A 16,087-nucleotide genomic window follows, 5' to 3' on the forward strand; every position below is an offset into this window, starting at 1 on the left:
AGAGAAGGCTGGCTCTATTTTCGATAGGAAGGATGATGGAAAAAACATGGCCAAAAAACGGAAGAGAAGCAGACGCAGGCGCGGAATATGGGGCTTGCGCAAGCTACGCAAACTCGACCCCGTCCTTACGGGCTTGGCTTCGTTAATCGTTGTCCTGCTGATTGCGTGGGGAGGCTTATATTGGAAGGAATCCGCGAATCGAAGTTTTATCGCATACGCAACCGGGGAGAAACGTATGCCGGACCGTTTATCGGAACGGGCGACTTCGCAGGTATCCGCATCGGAATCGATACCGGAATCCGCGGCGGAATCGGGAGGGAGATACGAGACGCAATCGGGAATTCCAGCGTATGGCGAGGAAGTTGATCCGCCCGGAGAATCCGGGAAATCCGGCGAGCCAAGTTCTGAGGAGAACTACCAAACGCCTAGCGCGGATGAGGGATCAGTATCGCGGCCTAATGCCGACAACGAACCAGGTCAACAGCCCGAGACGCCTTTCAACGGTAATATCGCCGACTCTAACCAGAAGCCCGAATCGGCCGATGACGAATTGCCGGACAGCGTCGTTGTCGGGACGCCGTTAAGCTCGGAACGGAAATACGAACAAGAAATGGCGAAGGCGCAAGCCACGTGCGCCGATCGAATGAAAGAAGCGGAGAAAGGCGCGGAAGAGGGGATGAAACAAACGGATCGCAATAATCCGTATGCCGTTAAGGCTTGGAGCGATCAATGGACGAAGGAGCTGTCCGCGGCGGAATCCGCATGCGATGCATCGTTCGAACAATTAAGCGATCAAGCAATCGGCGAATCGGTATCGGAGCAGAAAATCGAAGAGTGGAAGCAAGCCTACGAGGAACGGAAGAAGGAACTTCAGACAGAGGCGCAAGCGACTGTTCAGCGACTATTGGGAGGATGAGTCGTCCTTCTTGGGAGAGGGAGCCGCTCGGCCCTGCAAAACGCGTTCGAGCAAATTGCGAATCAAGTCCAAGTCGTCCTGCTCCAAGGGGACGCCGTCCCAGTGCAACCGTTCGTAGTTTAAGTATTCCTTGGCGTTATGGTTCGGTTCGATCGGCATCTCCGGATAGTCGGTAAGCCCGAGCAAATAATCAGCCGACGTTCGCAGCTTCCGGGAAATCGTCTGGATAGACTCGATCGTCGGCTGCCGATAGCCGGATTCGTATCCCGCATACGTGCTCTTAGCGACTCCGACGAAATCGGCCACTTCCTGCATCGTTAATTTACGCTTTTTCCTCATTTGTTTTAAACGCTTGGCGAACATGTCCAACCCTCCAGAACCCCCGATAAACCCACGCATAATTATAGCATGATTACCATATACTTGCACCCGGACGCCTTCGCCCGAACGTCTGCGCCAGCGCTAGACTTTATGTTATCATATAGACGTTCGAAACTGCGGATTTGTTTGACCGGAAAGGAAAATCGCCATTGTTATCCCGTTATTCGACCGTACGCAGGTACGGTAACCAGGAAATCGTCATCAAGAAATCCCGTTTCATCGGACATGCGAAACCCGTGGAATCCGAAGAAGAAGCGATGGCTTTCATAGAAGAGTTGAAGAAGAAGTATTGGGACGCCACTCATAATTGTTCGGCTTATCTCATCGGGGAGCGCGACCAATTCCAGAAAGCGTTGGACGACGGGGAGCCCAGCGGCACGGCGGGGAAGCCGATTCTGGAAGTGATCAAAAACCGAGGTTTGAAAAACGTAGCTGTCGTCGTAACCCGGTATTTCGGCGGAATTATGTTGGGCGCAGGCGGATTGGTGCGCGCGTATACGGACGGAGCGGTCGCCGGGATCGACGCGGCGGAGACGATCGTACACGTGTTACATCGCGAAGTGATCGTAGACGTGGACTACACTTGGTACGGCAAGCTGGAGAACGAACTGAGAGGCCGGGGCTTCAGAGTCGGCGAGGTGGCGTTCACGGATCGCGTTAGGGTGCACTGCCTGCCCGAAGCCGGCGATGCGGAACGGTTTCAAGCGTGGGTCACCGATATTACGCAGGGACAGGCCCTGCTCGAGATCGGCGAGGAACGCTATTTCGTCGATGGCGAGTAGGTTCGTTTGTAGACGAGGAGCATTCCCGTTCCCCGCCCTCGTCACCCCTCCATAAACTTTACGTAATATTCTCGCTGTCGAGGTCCGTCGAACTCGCAGAAATAGATGCCTTGCCAGCGCCCGAGCAGCAACTTGCCCCCGGTTACGATGACCGTCTGCGAAGTGCCGGTCGTAATCGCCTTTAAGTGAGATGCCGTATTGCCCTCACCATGCCGGTATTGAGGATGATTCCAAGGATATACTTCGTCCAAGCGCATGAGAACGTCGAGCTTCACGTCGGGATCCGCATTTTCGTTGATCGCGATGCCGGCCGTCGTATGCGGACAATAAACGACGATAATGCCCTCGCGAATCCCCTGTTTGGATACAAGGGAAGCGACTTGCCGGGTGATGTCGATCATCTCGTCCCTCTTGGCCGTACGCAGCGTTTCTTTAACCAACATGGACAATCCCCTCCTATCATTTTCCCCTAATTATACCCTGTCCGAGGTTTCGAGCCCAATCGACAGTTCACAACCCATAAGCCATACGAATAGGTTACATTAGAATTTGTAATAAAAAGGCTTCTGACCATGCGCTTTTTCATTGACGGAGCGTTCCGATTTCTGGTAAAGTGATAATACCCACTAATTTAATAGGTTTTATATTATATAATGCTCTTAAAGCTTCGGGAGGTACACGACAACGTGAGTTCCATGCTGCAGGGTCGATGGTGGAGCTGGGGATTTCGCAGCGCCGTCATGCTTTATTTTATGGTACTGATTATCTTTCCTATTCTAGGGATTTATGGTCAGTCTTTGTCGTCGGGTTGGTCTGATTTCGCCAGCAACATCACGGAGCCGTTAGCTTGGAAAGCCGTGCTGTTGACGATTCGGATGGCTCTTATCGCCACGGTCGTCAACATCCTCGTCGGAACGATGTCCGCATGGGTATTGATCCGTTACCGGTTTCCGGGACGCCGTCTGCTGAACAGCTTGGTGGATTTGCCGTTCGCTCTGCCTACGGCCGTCGCCGGCTTGATGATCTTGCTGTTGTTGGGACCGCGCAGCTTCGTCGGACAATTGTCGGAGAAGCTCGGATTCACGATCTTGTTCCACCAGCCGGCGATCATCATCGCGATGGTGTTCGTGACGTTCCCGTTCGTCATTCGCGCGGTTCAACCGTTGCTGGAGGAAATGGACGCGGCGGAGGAAGAAGCCGCATATATGCTTGGCGCAACCAAAGCCGCGACGTTCTGGCGGGTGATCTTGCCGAACATGCTGCCGGGCATCCTTAGCGGAGCGATGCTCGCGTTCTCCAGAGCATTGGCCGAATTCGGCGCCGTGGTGCTCGTTGCCGGCAATATACCGGGTAAGACGCTGATTGCTTCGGTCTATATTTTCGGAGAAATCGAAAGCGATAATACCGTCGGAGCGACCGCCGTAAGCGTGTTGCTGCTGACCTTCTCCTTCCTGATTCTATGGACGGTCAATTACGTTCAGATGAGGAGGAAGGGCGGATGAGAAGACTATGGATCGGGCTGACCGTAGCGGTATTCGCATTATTGCTCGTCGTGCCGCTCGTAAGAATTACGATGGGGGCTTTCAATGACGGATGGAACGGATTCACCCACGGGTTATCCCGTCCGGAGACGTTGCACGCGTTATTCATGACCTTAACGATCGTCATTATCGTAACCGTCATTAATGCCTTCTTCGGTGTAATGCTTTCCCTCTATCTGGTCAGGGCAACCTGGCTCGGTCAAAAAATAAAGCAACTTCTGAACAGCATCGTCGACTTGCCTTTTGCCGTATCTCCGGTAATCGGCGGGCTCATGATCGTGCTGCTGCTAGGTCCGGACACCGCGCTTGGCGCATTATTCGGCAAAGCCGGCATATCGATCGTGTACGCCTTGCCCGGAATGATCATCGCGACCTTGTTCGTTACGTTCCCCTTAATCGTCCGGGAAGTCATGCCGGTATTGCAGGAAATCGGCAGCGCCCAGGAAGAAGCGGCTTCAACGCTCGGAGCGAGCGCGTGGACGACATTCTGGCGCGTAACCTGGCCGTCCATTCAATGGTGCGTCGTATATGGCGTAGTGCTCACCGTAGCTCGGGCATTAGGGGAATTCGGAGCGGTGCTCGTCGTTTCCGGCAATATCATCAACAAAACGCAAACCGCTACAACGCTTGTCTACCAAGACGTCGAGAATTTTAATCTTACCGCCGCCAATTCGATCGCGTTAGTGCTGGCTGCGGGCTCGGTCACCTTGTTATTGCTCATGGAATGGGCCAAATCGAGAAGGGAAGTGCATTGATATGCATATTGAAGTCAGCGGATTGAACAAGAAATTCGGTGAATTCCAAGCGGTCAAAGACGTGAACTTCGAGATCGAGAAAGGTCAGCTGATCGGTTTGCTCGGACCGAGCGGCGGCGGTAAAACTTCGATCCTGCGGATGCTGGCCGGACTGGAATCCGTCGACGAAGGCGAGATCCTATTCCACGGCAAACGCGTTAACGATCTGCCTCCCCAAGAGCGGGGCATCGGTTTCGTATTCCAGAACTACGCGCTGTTCAAGCATATGACCGTCGAAGGCAACATCGCGTTCGGCCTCGAGGTCAAGAAATGGTCCAAGGAAAAAATCAAAGCCCGCGTAGCCGAACTAGTCGAACTAACGGGACTTTCCGGCTTCGAGAAGCGTTATCCGCATCAGCTGTCAGGCGGTCAACGCCAACGCGTCGCGTTCGCGAGAGCATTAGCTCCGGAGCCGCAGCTTCTCTTGCTCGACGAGCCGTTCGCGGCGATCGACGCCAAGATTCGCCACGAGCTGCGTTCATGGCTGCGGGACATGATCGATCGTCTCGGCATCACCTCGATTTTCGTTACGCATGACCAAGACGAGGCGATTGAGGTTGCCGACCAAATCATGATCATCAACAAAGGACGCCTGGAGCAGAAGGGCTCTCCTTGGGAAATTTATAAAAATCCGCAATCCCCGTTCGTCGCCAGCTTCATCGGCGAATCCACGATCGTCGATGACGTATCGTCCCTGCTGGGCTTCGGAGAAGCGGCTGCTTGGCCTGGAACGAAAGCTTTGATTCGTCCGGAGTACGTGGAAGTCGGTAAACCGTCCGATTTCGAACTGTTGTCCGCCACGGCGAAGGGACGCGTCCGCCATGTGCATTTTCGCGGGAGCGAGTGGCTGGTAGAGGTGGAGCTAGGCGCAGCGCGCCTCGTGACCTATCGATCCTTGGAGAAGGAAATCCTGCATCCGGGAGACGAGGTTCAAGTGCTGATCCATCGCGCATACTTGTTTAACGACAACGATAGCTGGGTGATGGAGAACAAGCTGAAGGAAGATCCGATGCCGGTTCATATTTAAGGGTAAGAGCGGGAGCCTTCGAGGGCACCGCGGGAGGACAGCGATGAGAACGGGAAAACGTAAACCTAGGTTGGCGATTGCCGCATGGCTTGTTTGTATCATCCTAGCGTTATCCTTATCCGGTTGCGGGACCGGAGAGAACAATAAGGTTGTCGGGACGGGAACGAAACCGGCAGGCGACGTTACGCTCGTGATCGGCGCGTATTCCGTCGCCAAGGACGCCCTTCAGGATATTATTCCGGCGTTTAAAGCCGAGTGGAAAGCGAAGACGGGCCAGACGGTGGCTTTTCAGGAATCTTACGAAGCTTCCGGCACTCAAGCGAGAGCGATTATAGGCGGATTCGAGGCCGACGTTACGTTGCTTGCTCTGGAAGGGGATATTCGGAAGCTGATGAAAGCCGGACTCGTCCGTCCGGACTGGTCGAACAATGCCACCAAGGGCATGATTACGCGTTCGATCGTCGTCATGGGAACGAGAGCGGGCAATCCGCTCGGCATACGGGACTTCGACGATCTGACAAAACCGGGGGTCAAGGTGCTGTATCCGAACCCGAAAACGTCCGGAGGCGCGCAATGGGACATCAACGCGATCTATGGAGCGGGTTTGAAGAAGTCGGAGCTGGCGACCGGACATAAAGATCCGGCAGCGGCCAAGAAGTTCCTCGAAGACGTCCACCGCAACATCGAATCGATGGACAAGAGCGGACGGGCATCGATGGCGGCCTTCGAATACGGAGTCGGCGACGTAATCGTCACCTACGAGAACGAATTGCTCGCGAGGATCGCGCAGGGCGTGAAGTACGATATCGTCGTTCCGCCGAGCACGATCTTGATCGAGAATCCGGCCGCCGTCGTCGATCGCAACGCCGACCGGCACGGCGTAAGGGAAGTGGCGGATGCCTTCATCGAGTATTTGTATTCCGACGCCGCGCAGAAGCTGTTCGCCGAACATGGATTTCGGCCGGTGCGGGAAGAACTTGCTTCCAGCTTGGACTCGCAATTCCCGGTGCCGCGGGATCTGTTCACGATCGATTATCTCGGAGGCTGGGATCGGGTTAAGGAAACGCTGTACTCCAAACGCGGGGTTTGGTACCAAGTGCTTGCCGGTCAGTGAACTTGAAGAAGCGCTCCTCGGGGAGCGCTTCTTTGTTAAGGCAAGGGAGTAGACGCGCCGGATTTTACTTGTATTCATGGGTCATTAATCCTATAATTTTTGAAGAGGCATTTTCGGGAGATGAATCGGGATTTATGGATCATAAATTGATTGACGTGGCCAAGCGTTCAGGCGTATCGCCGGCTACGGTATCGAGAGTATTGAACAATAGCAGCCTAGTGACGAAAAAAACAACCGAGCGGGTCATGAAGGCGGTAGAAGAACTGAATTACTATCCGAACGCGGCCGCCAAGCATCTTCGTTCCCAGAGAACGCGGACGATCGGAGTCATCGTTCAGGATATTAACGTCGCCTACTTTGCGGAGATCATCAAAGGGGTGCAGAATACCGCTTATACGTTGGGATATAAAGTGATTATTTGCGATGCCGACAATAATCCGGAGAAGGAACGCGATTATCTCGGATTATTGATGAACCGTACGGTAGACGCATTGATTCTTGCGTCGTCTTCCTTGGGCGATGAAGTGTTAATAGAACTGGCGGATAAGGGGCAGTGCATCGGACTGATCGGCAGAAGGATCGCTCACGACAACATTCCTTGTTGCTTGACGGATAATGTTCAATTCTCTTCGGACGTCGTCAATCATTTGCTTGATAACGGGCATCGGCATATCGCTTATATTAACGGTTATCCCGACGTAATGGACAGCTATGAGCGGTTGGAAGGTTATATGAAAGCGCTGAAGGAAAGAATGGTTCCCTTCCGTCCGGAACTGATCGAGAACGGTAATTTCAGCGAAGAAGGAGGTTACGAAGCGTTTAAGAGATTGATTCTGAAAGGAATCCCGTTTACGGCGGTGTACGCCGCGAATGACGAAATGGCGCTCGGAGTAAGCAAAGCTTGCCGGGAACTCGGAATTGCCATTCCGCATAAGATGGCGATCGTCGGGGTGGATAACAATCGGATTACCCAATATATCATCCCTAGCTTAAGCACGGTAAACCAACCCAAGTTTCAATTAGGCGAGCTACTTACGATAAAATTGATCGGCAAGTTGAACGATCAGCCGGATGATGGAGAGAGAATCATGATCGTCCAATCCGAACTCGTCGTTCGCGAATCTTCTTCGCGGCAAGCTCCCGATTAAAAAGCCGAAACCGAGCGGTAAGGAATTGACATGACTATTCCAACTGCTTATAATGAAAATTGAAATCGATTTCATTTTACTGGTCGACTCCGTTTTCCTAGTAACTCTTATTGATTCCAATACGTGTTATCAGGACTACGGAGTTTTTTTCGATGAAAATGAAATCGATTTCATTTTATGGTCGGACAGAAATAAGCGATTCGAATCAAGAGAGGGGCAGTACGATGCAGGGATGGATCCGGCCCGGGAAGCCGGGCAAAATTTCAACCGCGGTTTTAGTAATGGCGTTGTTCGTTTCTTCGGTGCTTGCCGGCTTTGGCAGCGGCGCAGCATACGCGCAGGATGACAATCCGGCGCAACAGACTGTGAAATGGTTTCAGAATTTCGAATTGCCGGGAACTTCGGGCAAGTATGGCATCGCTTCGGTGGGAAGCGCTTCCAGTGCGGCGGCCGTAAGTAGTAAAACCGCGTCCGAAGACAGCAAGAAGAGCGTTCGCCTGATTCAGACTAATGAGAACAATCCGGAAGGAGGAGCTTGGGATACGGGCGTCTATGGGTTTACGGCGGTACCGCACGAAGACGCGCTCGAAATGGATGAAGCTACGCACGCTATGGTGTATGACGCTTCCGAATACGCATATTTTAGCTTTTATATTCTCGATGCGGACGAGCACAATCCCAACGTGGTTTTCAAAGACGCGGACGGCCGCGCATGGAACGCGCCCACGGATGGAATTGTTTCCGTGAAGAATGAATGGACGCGGTTGTCCATTCCGCTGGACAAGTCCCAAATCGACTTTTCCCGCCTCGTATCCGTCTCTCTGGGCGAATACTGGGGGTGGGGGAACCAATATTATTTCGACGAGCTCTATTTTGCCAAGTCGGCAAGCGATCTTCCGCCGGCTTATCCGCCAAGCGGCCCGGATATGCCTGCCGAGCCGATGATGTTCCAAAGCTTCGAAGAGCCGGGACAAGACGGTACTTACGGGCTAGCGGGACAAGGCAGCGCGACGACTGCCTCTACTACGGCAAGTCCGACGGCTTATTCCTCTAGCGGAGGGAGCTTGAGGGTCAAGCAGCAAACGTATTTGGACGATCAAGGGGAGGAAGCTAACGGCGCGTGGAATACCGGAATATACGGCGCGCGTATTACGCCGCAGGACGGCGCCAAAAAAACGGGCGAGGTCTATGCGGATGCTTCTCCTTACAATTACCTTATCTTCTATATCAAAGACACGACGGCAGGAGCGGGATCCAACGTTCATGCGGTATTCAAGGATGCCGACGGCGCGATTTGGGATACGGCATCCGTGGATTCGGTCAAAACTTTGTCCAACCAATGGGTGAAGATGATCGTCCGATTGGATCGGACGAAGCTCGATTTCTCCCGGCTGACCGAAATTCAGTTAGGCACTTATTGGGGTTACGGAAACGTCTATTATTATGACGATCTCTATTTGGCGCAGAGCGAATCCGATGCTTCGCCTGCCTACGTCCCGGATTCTACGGCGCTATTTAACGATTTCGAAGACGGAACGGGATTTGCGGCAGGTAGCGGAGCAACGGTAACGACCGCTGCGGATACGGCAAACGCGGCGGAAACGACAAGCGTGCTGCTTACGACGGGAGCTTCCGGCTGGCCGTACGTCAACAATACTTATCTTAGGGCGAAGCCCAAGCACGGAACCGTATTCGATGCATCGGGGTATAACTATTTGATGTTTTATATCAAGGACACGAATGGCAGCAATGGAGCTGAAATCCGGCTTCTGGACGCGGATGGCGGAGTGCTGGACAAATGGGGCGCTACCTCGTCCGTCAAGAACAAATGGGTGAAAATGATTTTGCCTCTGGAGGGAGCGACAAGCGTCGATCTGTCCAAAATCGTAGCGGTTGACATCGGACAATACAATGAAGGCAGCTATTATATCGACGATATTTATTTCGCGCGCGGCGAAGACGACATTTTGCCCGGGTTCATCGGCGAGAACGAGAACATCGGCTCGCTGTGGTATCAGAGCTTCGAAACGAAGGGGCAGGATGGGAAGTACGGCTTAACCGCCGGAAGTGGAGTTCAGACTTCCGTAAACGCGGAACAATCGGCCAGTGCCTATGGTTCTTTCAGTCTCAAGGCGGTGCTTTCCGCAGATTCCGGAGACCCGGCGACCAACGGTTTGACGATCAGGCCGCAAGCGCTAGGTTCGTCGATCGACAAAACCAAGCCTTACGACTATGTCCCGGAAATCGATGCCACGAATTTCAGCCACCTCATTTTCTACTTGCGCGACGAGCATGGAGGGCAGACGCCGCGAGTCCAGTTGACGGACGGAAACGGCAAGACGATCGAGGGAACGCCAAACGGGCAAACTTCGGCGGGAGTTTGGACCCGGATATCGGTGCCGCTCGACAAGACGGAGAATTTCGGCTTTTCTCGCCTTGCGAGGATAACGATCACTCCCCAAAAGGCCGGAGTCTATTATTTCGACGAATTTTATTTGGGCAAGAGCGCGACCGACGATTTCCCTAATGCGGGTTACACGCAGCTGTCGCTCAAGGACGTGGATGGCGAAGCGATGCCGTTCATGAACGGACTGCCTCTCGGTTCTTTCGAGAAGCAGAAGGATCGCGCCTACTTGACCTTGAACGGAGCTTGGAAAAAGCAACGAGCGAAGCTCGATTCGAAGCTCTCGGCAACGCCGAGAACCGCGGAGCGGCTCGAAGCGTTGGAGACGGAAGCGGATGGAAGGCAGGAAACGGGCTTCGACGACTCGGGCTGGACTACCAAGATGCTTCCGATGCCGGAAGACGAGATCGGGACTTACGAATCGTTGAACGGTCCGGAGAATAAGGAAGATAAGTCCGGTTATCAGGACGGAGTCTATTACCGCAAGCATTTTATCGTAGACGATTCTTTGTCGGGGAAACCCGCGCGACTTTCTTTCCTGGGCGTCAACTATTTCGCGGACGTGTGGATTAACGGCCAATATGTCGGCGGGCATCAGGGCGGATATACGCCTTTTGCGCTCGACGTCGGAAGCGCTCTTCGTTATGGCGGAGACAACGTCATCGTCGTTCGCGTGGATAATCCGAAATGGGATACTTTCGCGAACGGGGAGATCTTGCCTTACGCGAAGTCGGATTGGTTCAACTATACGGGTATTCTTCGGGATGTGTATTTGGAGTTTCTTCCGGACGTATACGTCGTTCGCGGCGACGTTCGGACGTTGAATACGGACGGGGACCTTATGTTACGCGCGTTTCTGGATAATACGAGCGCTGCAAACGAGCAGGTCTCTCTTAAATACACCGTCTATGAAGCTAATATCACGGATGGCAACAAGCTAAGCGAGTATGCTTCCGATTTGGCAGGCCGGATTGCCGTGGCGACGGCAACCGCGAGTTTGTCGGTCGCATCGGGAGAGCAGGCGATCGATACGGCTCGAATTCGAGTCCCGGAACCGAAGCTGTGGAGTCCGGCGCATCCGAATTTGTACGTCTTGAAGGTCGAGCAGATTTCGGGAGGCGAGGTACGCGATACTTTCTATACGCAATTCGGAATTCGGACGCTCGATACGGATGGCGTTCAGATCAAACTGAACGGAGAACTGGCTCCTTTCCTTGCGGGAGTCGGATATACGGAAGACAGCGCCGACAAAGGACCTTCTCTGGATTCGGCGACCCGTTACGGCGATCTGATCAAGATTAAGGAGGATCTGAAGGCTAATTTCATCCGAACGGGACATTTTCCGCATGCTTTGCCGACCTACTTGTATTCCGACCGGATCGGATTGGCGGTATGGCAGGAAATACCGGCATATTGGTTCAGCGGGGAAGCATTCGACTTGCAGCGCCAGCGCGGTCAGGCGAAGCAGATGCTGGAGGAGATGATCTACAGCAACTATAATCGTCCTTCCGTATGGTTCGACGGAGTAAGCAACGAATCGGCCGGACAGCTCCAAAGAGTGAACTACATCGCGGAGTTGAGGGATACCGCCCATGCGATCGACGGCACGCGTCTGGTCGGGCAGTCCGCCGTGGCCAATCCGTACAAAGGAGAGAGCGACCACTCCCATTCGGCGGCGGACGTCATCGGAATGACGATGTATTTCGGCGCGTTCTACGGTGCCAATACCGATTCCGAAACGCAGGAAGAGATCGAGAGAATACACGCTCTATATCCCGACAAGCCGATCATCGCGACGGAGTACGGTTACTGGTCGGGAGACGAAAGTCCTTCGGACACGAAGCAGCTCAAGCTGTTCACGGGAACTTTTAACGCCTTCGCGAGGACGGCAACCGTTAGCGAGGACGGCTCGGCCAACTCGTCGGGATTACTGAGCGGGGCGGCCTGGTGGACCGCGTATAACTGGTATACGAATATTACCGGCTTGCAGACGATGGGTCTATACCATATGGATAGAAAAACGCCAAAGCAGGTAACGGACGTGCTCGCCGAACGTTATAACCGGTACAACCGAATCGCGACGGGCTCGACGCCTCATCCGGTCGGCATCTCCGAATGGTTCCAGAGCTTCGAGTCGGGAAAAGGGTTCATGGCTTCCGATCATCGCGTTACGCTTGAATCGGCGATGGACAGTCCGGAAGGCGGCGCGGCGAAAAGCTTGAAAATCGAGGCCGGAAGCAACGCCGAAGGAGCCTATGCGGCTTTCGTGCCGCAAGGCGGAGCGATCAACGCGAATCTATCGGTTTACAACGTGCTTAATTTCTATGCCAAGGACACCACGGGAAATCGGCAGTTAACCGTAACTCTCGCGGATGCGGACGGACGCGTCTGGACGACCCGAACGGCGGAGAACACGGTCAAAGACGTTTGGACCCGCCTAAGCGTATCGCTTGAAGGGGCGCAAGGGGTCCCGCTCTCCGCGAGGCGCTTGAATACAATGGCCATTACGGAATTAAGAATCGAATTGCAGGCCAACGATCGTCTGCTCGTGGACGACGCTTACGTCTCAACCTATAAGAGCGATTCGAAGCCGCCTGCGTACCCGGTCGGAAGCAGCGGCTGGTTCCAGTCGTTCGAAGAAGAGAATGCGTCGGTGACTCAAGGAATGAATGCGGTCGCGACCGTAGATCGGACGTTCGGAGTCAATCCGGGCGGGCATGGCAGCGTTAAGCTGGAGGTGAAGGGCGACGGCGGCTCGCCGGGAGCGAACGGCCAATCCGTCAACATCGTGCCGCAAGGCGGCCTTTCCTCCGTCGATGCATCGGATTTTAACTATCTTGTTTTTTACGTGAAAGATATGCAGGGCTCCAACACGATACATGTGACATTCCTGGATACGGACGGAACGGTGTCGACCGACAATTGGACGGACGTCGCATCCGTGAAAGGGCAGTGGACCAAGGTTTATATTCCGCTGAGCAAGACGTCCGCGGATATTCGGAAGCTGAAGGAGATCCGTCTGGCCGAATGGAATCCCGGAACGTACTATTTTGACGACTTGTACTTCGCGGAATATCCTTCCGACGAGATTCCGTCCACTTATACGGAGACGATTCCCGAGAAGCCGCTTCCGTCGGGGCAGATCAAGGTGGCGGCGATCGGAGACAGCATTACGGCCGGAGCCGGATTGGACTTTCCCGGCACGACGAGTTATCCCGCGCAGCTTCAGTCGCTTCTAGGCAACGGCTACGCGGTGAAAAATTTCGGGGTCAGCGGACGGACGTTGCTCAAGTCGGGCGATCAGCCTTATTGGAACGAGACTGCGTTCGAAGCCAGCAAAAATTACGCTCCGGACATCGTGATCATCCAACTCGGTACTAACGATACGAAGTCCTGGAACTGGAAAAACGGAGAAAACAGCTTCTTGGCGGACTACAAGGAGATGATCGGGGCGTACCGGTCGCTGCCGAGCCATCCGCAAGTATTCGTCAATCTTCCGCCTCAGGTGTTTAACGAAGATCCGAACGCGGCATACGGCATCGTAGGATCCGTCCTTAGAAGCGGAGTAATTCCGTTGATTAAGCGCGCTGCGCAGGAGGCGGGCGCGACCGTCATCGACGTTTATGCGGCGACGTCGGACCTGGGCTTTTCCTTTCCGGATAAAGTGCATCCGAACGCCGCGGGAGCTTGGGCCATCGCGAATACGGTAGCCAAAGCCGTGAAGGGGCAAGTCGGCGAAGCCGGAGAAACGACCGTTTGCCAGTGGAAAGATTGCAAAGCCGCGGCTTATACGATCGTTTACGATGACGGGATCTACGATTCCGTATTGCGGTTCGCGGAACTGCACAAGAAATACGGCCTTGTAGGGACGCTCGCGTTAATCAGCGGCTGGATACGGGACGGCTATAACGATATGGGCGCTTCAACGGGAACGTGGGAGCAATGGAAGAAGCTTCTCGACGAAGGTTACTTCGATGTCGCCAGCCATACCGATACCCATCGAAATCTGACGACATTGACTCCACAGGAAATGAAGACCGAGTTGAACGCCTCCGCGGACGCGATCGCCGCGAATACGGGACATGTCCCGCAGGCGCTAGCCTTGCCGTACAACGCGTTTAACGATGCCGTCGTTCAGGAGGCCTCCAAGCAGTACGTCGTGGCGCGTCAGGGAGGCAACAATGCCGGCAATGCGCCGGATACGAAGAAGTACTATAGCTTGTACAGCATGCTGCCGGAAAGCTCCACGACAGTCAAGCAACTGAACGACTGGCTGGATTTCGGAATCGCCAAAGCCAATTGGCTGATTCTGACCGGTCACGGAAATAACGGTGAAGGCTGGTCGTCTCCGAATCTCGGTTTGTACGACAATCACTATGCCTACGTGAAGGAAAGATCCGACGCGGTATGGAACGGCACGCTTGCCGAAGTCGGCAAGTATTTGAAAGAACGTCAGAACGCTGTCGTAGACACCTATCGGATCAATGATCGGAGCTTTAAGGTGACAATATCCGGGACGTTGGATCAGTCGGCGTACGATGAACCGCTAACCTTGCGCACGACAGTACCGACGGATTGGAACGATGTTATCGTAACCAGCAACGGCGTAGCGATTGCGTTGCAGCCGATAAAAGAGGGCGGGGGCGCGTTCGTGTCTTATGAAGCGGTACCGGGAGACGGCGCGATTCTCGTCGAACGGAAGACGGACGCGCCGGGTCCGGGAGCTTCCTCCGGGACGGGCAACGGAGTAGCGGCAACTCAAAAGGCGGTCCTGCAGCCGGATTCGGATGCCGTTCGTAAAGCGATCGATGCCGCCGTCCCGAATGCGGACGGGCGCCGAACGATCTCATTCGAGATAAAGGCGGAAGCAGGAGCAAGGGCTTACGAGATCCGATTGCCCGCGCATTATTTGATAGGCGAAGGAAAGCTCAGCATCGAAGTAACTACCCCGATGGGTCAGTTGACATTGCCGGGAGATATGTTCGCGGGCTACGGAGCCGAGGGTGCCCAAATCCTCTCCGTGACCGTCGCTTTAGGGGATCTCGAGGGAGCGACCGCGTCCGTCGCGGAAGCGGTCGGCAATCATCCGGTCATTTCGCTTAACGCGGCTATCGACGGAAATCCGGTGACTTGGAATAGCAAGAGCAGCTCGGTTTCCTTCCGGATGGCGTATAGGCCTTCGGCGGAAGAGATTCTCCATCCGGAGCGACTGACCTTCCGGCATCTGTCGGAGGATGGACAGAAAGCGGAACCGGTAACTAGCGGTCATTACGATAAACTATCCGGCCAAATGAGATTTACGACCCACCATTTCAGCCGCTACGCGATTGTCAACGCGACGAAGACGTTCGGGGATCTCGAGCGTTACGGGTGGGCGTTACAAGCGATCGAATCGCTTGCTTCCAAGGGAATCGTTAACGGCACGGGCTCATCTAAATTCGCGCCGGCTGCGGCGATCACGAGGGCGGATGCGGTCGTGTCGATCATGAGAGCGCTGAATTTGCAAGCGGAGCGAACTTCCTCGTTCACCGACGTGAAGTCCGGCTCCTATTACGACGAGGCCGTTCATGCGGCGAAGGCGCTTGGTATCGTGAACGGCACGGGAGGAGGTGAGTTCAAACCGAATTCGATCGTCACTCGTCAGGAAATGATGGTGATGATGGCGCGCGCAATGAGCGCGGCGAACGGGGAAATCGCGGAGGGTTCCGCGCAAATCGTGCAGAGTTATAAGGACAAAGCGACGATTTCCGATTACGCCCGCCCAAGCGTCGAAAGCTTGCTTTCCGCGGGAATCTTCCAAGGAAGCAACGGGTATTTGCGCCCGAATTCTTCCTTGACGAGAGCGGAAGCGGCGACGGCTCTCTACAAGCTTTACAACCTGTATTATCGTAACTTCTAGCACACCTAGGCACGACACTTGAACAATCCGGCGGAAGATCCCTTCCAAGAACGGCTTCCGTCGGAACTCGTTATCATTCAT

Annotated in this window: 10 protein-coding genes; 8 read left to right on the forward strand and 2 right to left on the reverse strand. The window is 54.3% G+C overall.

The genetic code is table 11. The annotated features are described in order from the left end of the window. Positions 1-46: 46 nt before the first annotated feature. Positions 47-916, forward strand: a complete 870-nt coding sequence (locus tag D7Z26_RS10665) for a hypothetical protein (RefSeq protein ID WP_120976691.1) — start codon at positions 47-49, stop codon at positions 914-916. On the opposite strand, the gene D7Z26_RS10670 is transcribed toward D7Z26_RS10665, so the two are convergent. Next, positions 902-1,279 carry a helix-turn-helix domain-containing protein gene (locus D7Z26_RS10670; RefSeq protein ID WP_120976693.1) on the reverse strand — a complete coding sequence of 126 codons (378 nt, stop codon included), beginning with the start codon at positions 1,277-1,279 and terminating at the stop codon, positions 902-904. The two genes, D7Z26_RS10665 and D7Z26_RS10670, sit on opposite strands and share 15 nt — an antisense overlap. Positions 1,280-1,446: 167 nt before the next feature. On the opposite strand from D7Z26_RS10670, the gene D7Z26_RS10675 reads away from it, so the two are divergent. Next, complete coding sequence (locus tag D7Z26_RS10675) at positions 1,447-2,079, forward strand: YigZ family protein (protein WP_120976695.1); 633 nt, start codon at positions 1,447-1,449, stop codon at positions 2,077-2,079. 41 nt (positions 2,080-2,120) lie between these two features. Here the strand turns inward: D7Z26_RS10675 and D7Z26_RS10680 are convergent, their stop codons facing one another. Further along, complete coding sequence (locus tag D7Z26_RS10680) at positions 2,121-2,522, reverse strand: secondary thiamine-phosphate synthase enzyme YjbQ (protein WP_120976697.1); 402 nt, start codon at positions 2,520-2,522, stop codon at positions 2,121-2,123. Positions 2,523-2,774: 252 nt separating this feature from the next. Between D7Z26_RS10680 and cysT the strand changes: the two genes are divergently transcribed. The 6 genes from cysT (at position 2,775) to D7Z26_RS10710 (ending at position 16,006) form a co-directional block, all read left to right on the forward strand. Continuing rightward, positions 2,775-3,581: a sulfate ABC transporter permease subunit CysT gene (cysT, locus tag D7Z26_RS10685; protein ID WP_407643511.1), complete on the forward strand. Its 807-nt coding sequence runs from the start codon at positions 2,775-2,777 to the stop codon at positions 3,579-3,581. Continuing rightward, entirely contained in the window at positions 3,578-4,375 is a 798-nt protein-coding gene (locus D7Z26_RS10690; RefSeq protein ID WP_120976700.1) for a sulfate ABC transporter permease subunit, read from the forward strand. The genes cysT and D7Z26_RS10690 overlap by 4 nt, the downstream gene beginning before the upstream one ends. Before the next feature lies 1 nt (position 4,376). After that, on the forward strand, positions 4,377-5,441 hold the full coding sequence (locus D7Z26_RS10695) for a sulfate/molybdate ABC transporter ATP-binding protein (RefSeq protein ID WP_120976702.1): 1,065 nt from the start codon (positions 4,377-4,379) through the stop codon (positions 5,439-5,441). A gap of 43 nt (positions 5,442-5,484) precedes the next feature. Next, positions 5,485-6,555 (forward strand): sulfate ABC transporter substrate-binding protein, encoded by a 1,071-nt coding sequence (locus tag D7Z26_RS10700; protein WP_120976704.1) that lies wholly within the window; start codon positions 5,485-5,487, stop codon positions 6,553-6,555. Between the two features lie 134 nt (positions 6,556-6,689). Continuing rightward, a complete protein-coding gene (locus D7Z26_RS10705) occupies positions 6,690-7,703 on the forward strand; it encodes a LacI family DNA-binding transcriptional regulator (protein ID WP_120976706.1) in 1,014 nt (337 codons plus the stop codon). A 224-nt stretch (positions 7,704-7,927) separates the two neighbouring features. Next, positions 7,928-16,006: an S-layer homology domain-containing protein gene (locus D7Z26_RS10710; RefSeq protein ID WP_158602260.1), complete on the forward strand. Its 8,079-nt coding sequence runs from the start codon at positions 7,928-7,930 to the stop codon at positions 16,004-16,006. The last annotated feature ends 81 nt before the right edge of the window (positions 16,007-16,087 follow it).

The sequence above is a fragment of the Cohnella endophytica genome, assembly GCF_003628305.1.
GTDB lineage: Bacteria > Bacillota > Bacilli > Paenibacillales > Paenibacillaceae > Cohnella > Cohnella endophytica.

Bases quoted from the DNA above. Each gene is read 5' to 3' on its own strand.
- D7Z26_RS10710 (WP_158602260.1), top strand. From the start codon at position 7,928: ATGCAGGGATGGATCCGGCCCGGGAAGCCGGGCAAAATTTCAACCGCG.
- D7Z26_RS10700 (WP_120976704.1), top strand. From the start codon at position 5,485: ATGAGAACGGGAAAACGTAAACCTAGGTTGGCGATTGCCGCATGGCTT.
- D7Z26_RS10680 (WP_120976697.1), bottom strand. From the start codon at position 2,522: ATGTTGGTTAAAGAAACGCTGCGTACGGCCAAGAGGGACGAGATGATC.
- cysT (WP_407643511.1), top strand. From the start codon at position 2,775: ATGCTGCAGGGTCGATGGTGGAGCTGGGGATTTCGCAGCGCCGTCATG.
- D7Z26_RS10670 (WP_120976693.1), bottom strand. From the start codon at position 1,279: ATGTTCGCCAAGCGTTTAAAACAAATGAGGAAAAAGCGTAAATTAACG.
- D7Z26_RS10705 (WP_120976706.1), top strand. From the start codon at position 6,690: ATGGATCATAAATTGATTGACGTGGCCAAGCGTTCAGGCGTATCGCCG.
- D7Z26_RS10665 (WP_120976691.1), top strand. From the start codon at position 47: ATGGCCAAAAAACGGAAGAGAAGCAGACGCAGGCGCGGAATATGGGGC.
- D7Z26_RS10695 (WP_120976702.1), top strand. From the start codon at position 4,377: ATGCATATTGAAGTCAGCGGATTGAACAAGAAATTCGGTGAATTCCAA.
- D7Z26_RS10690 (WP_120976700.1), top strand. From the start codon at position 3,578: ATGAGAAGACTATGGATCGGGCTGACCGTAGCGGTATTCGCATTATTG.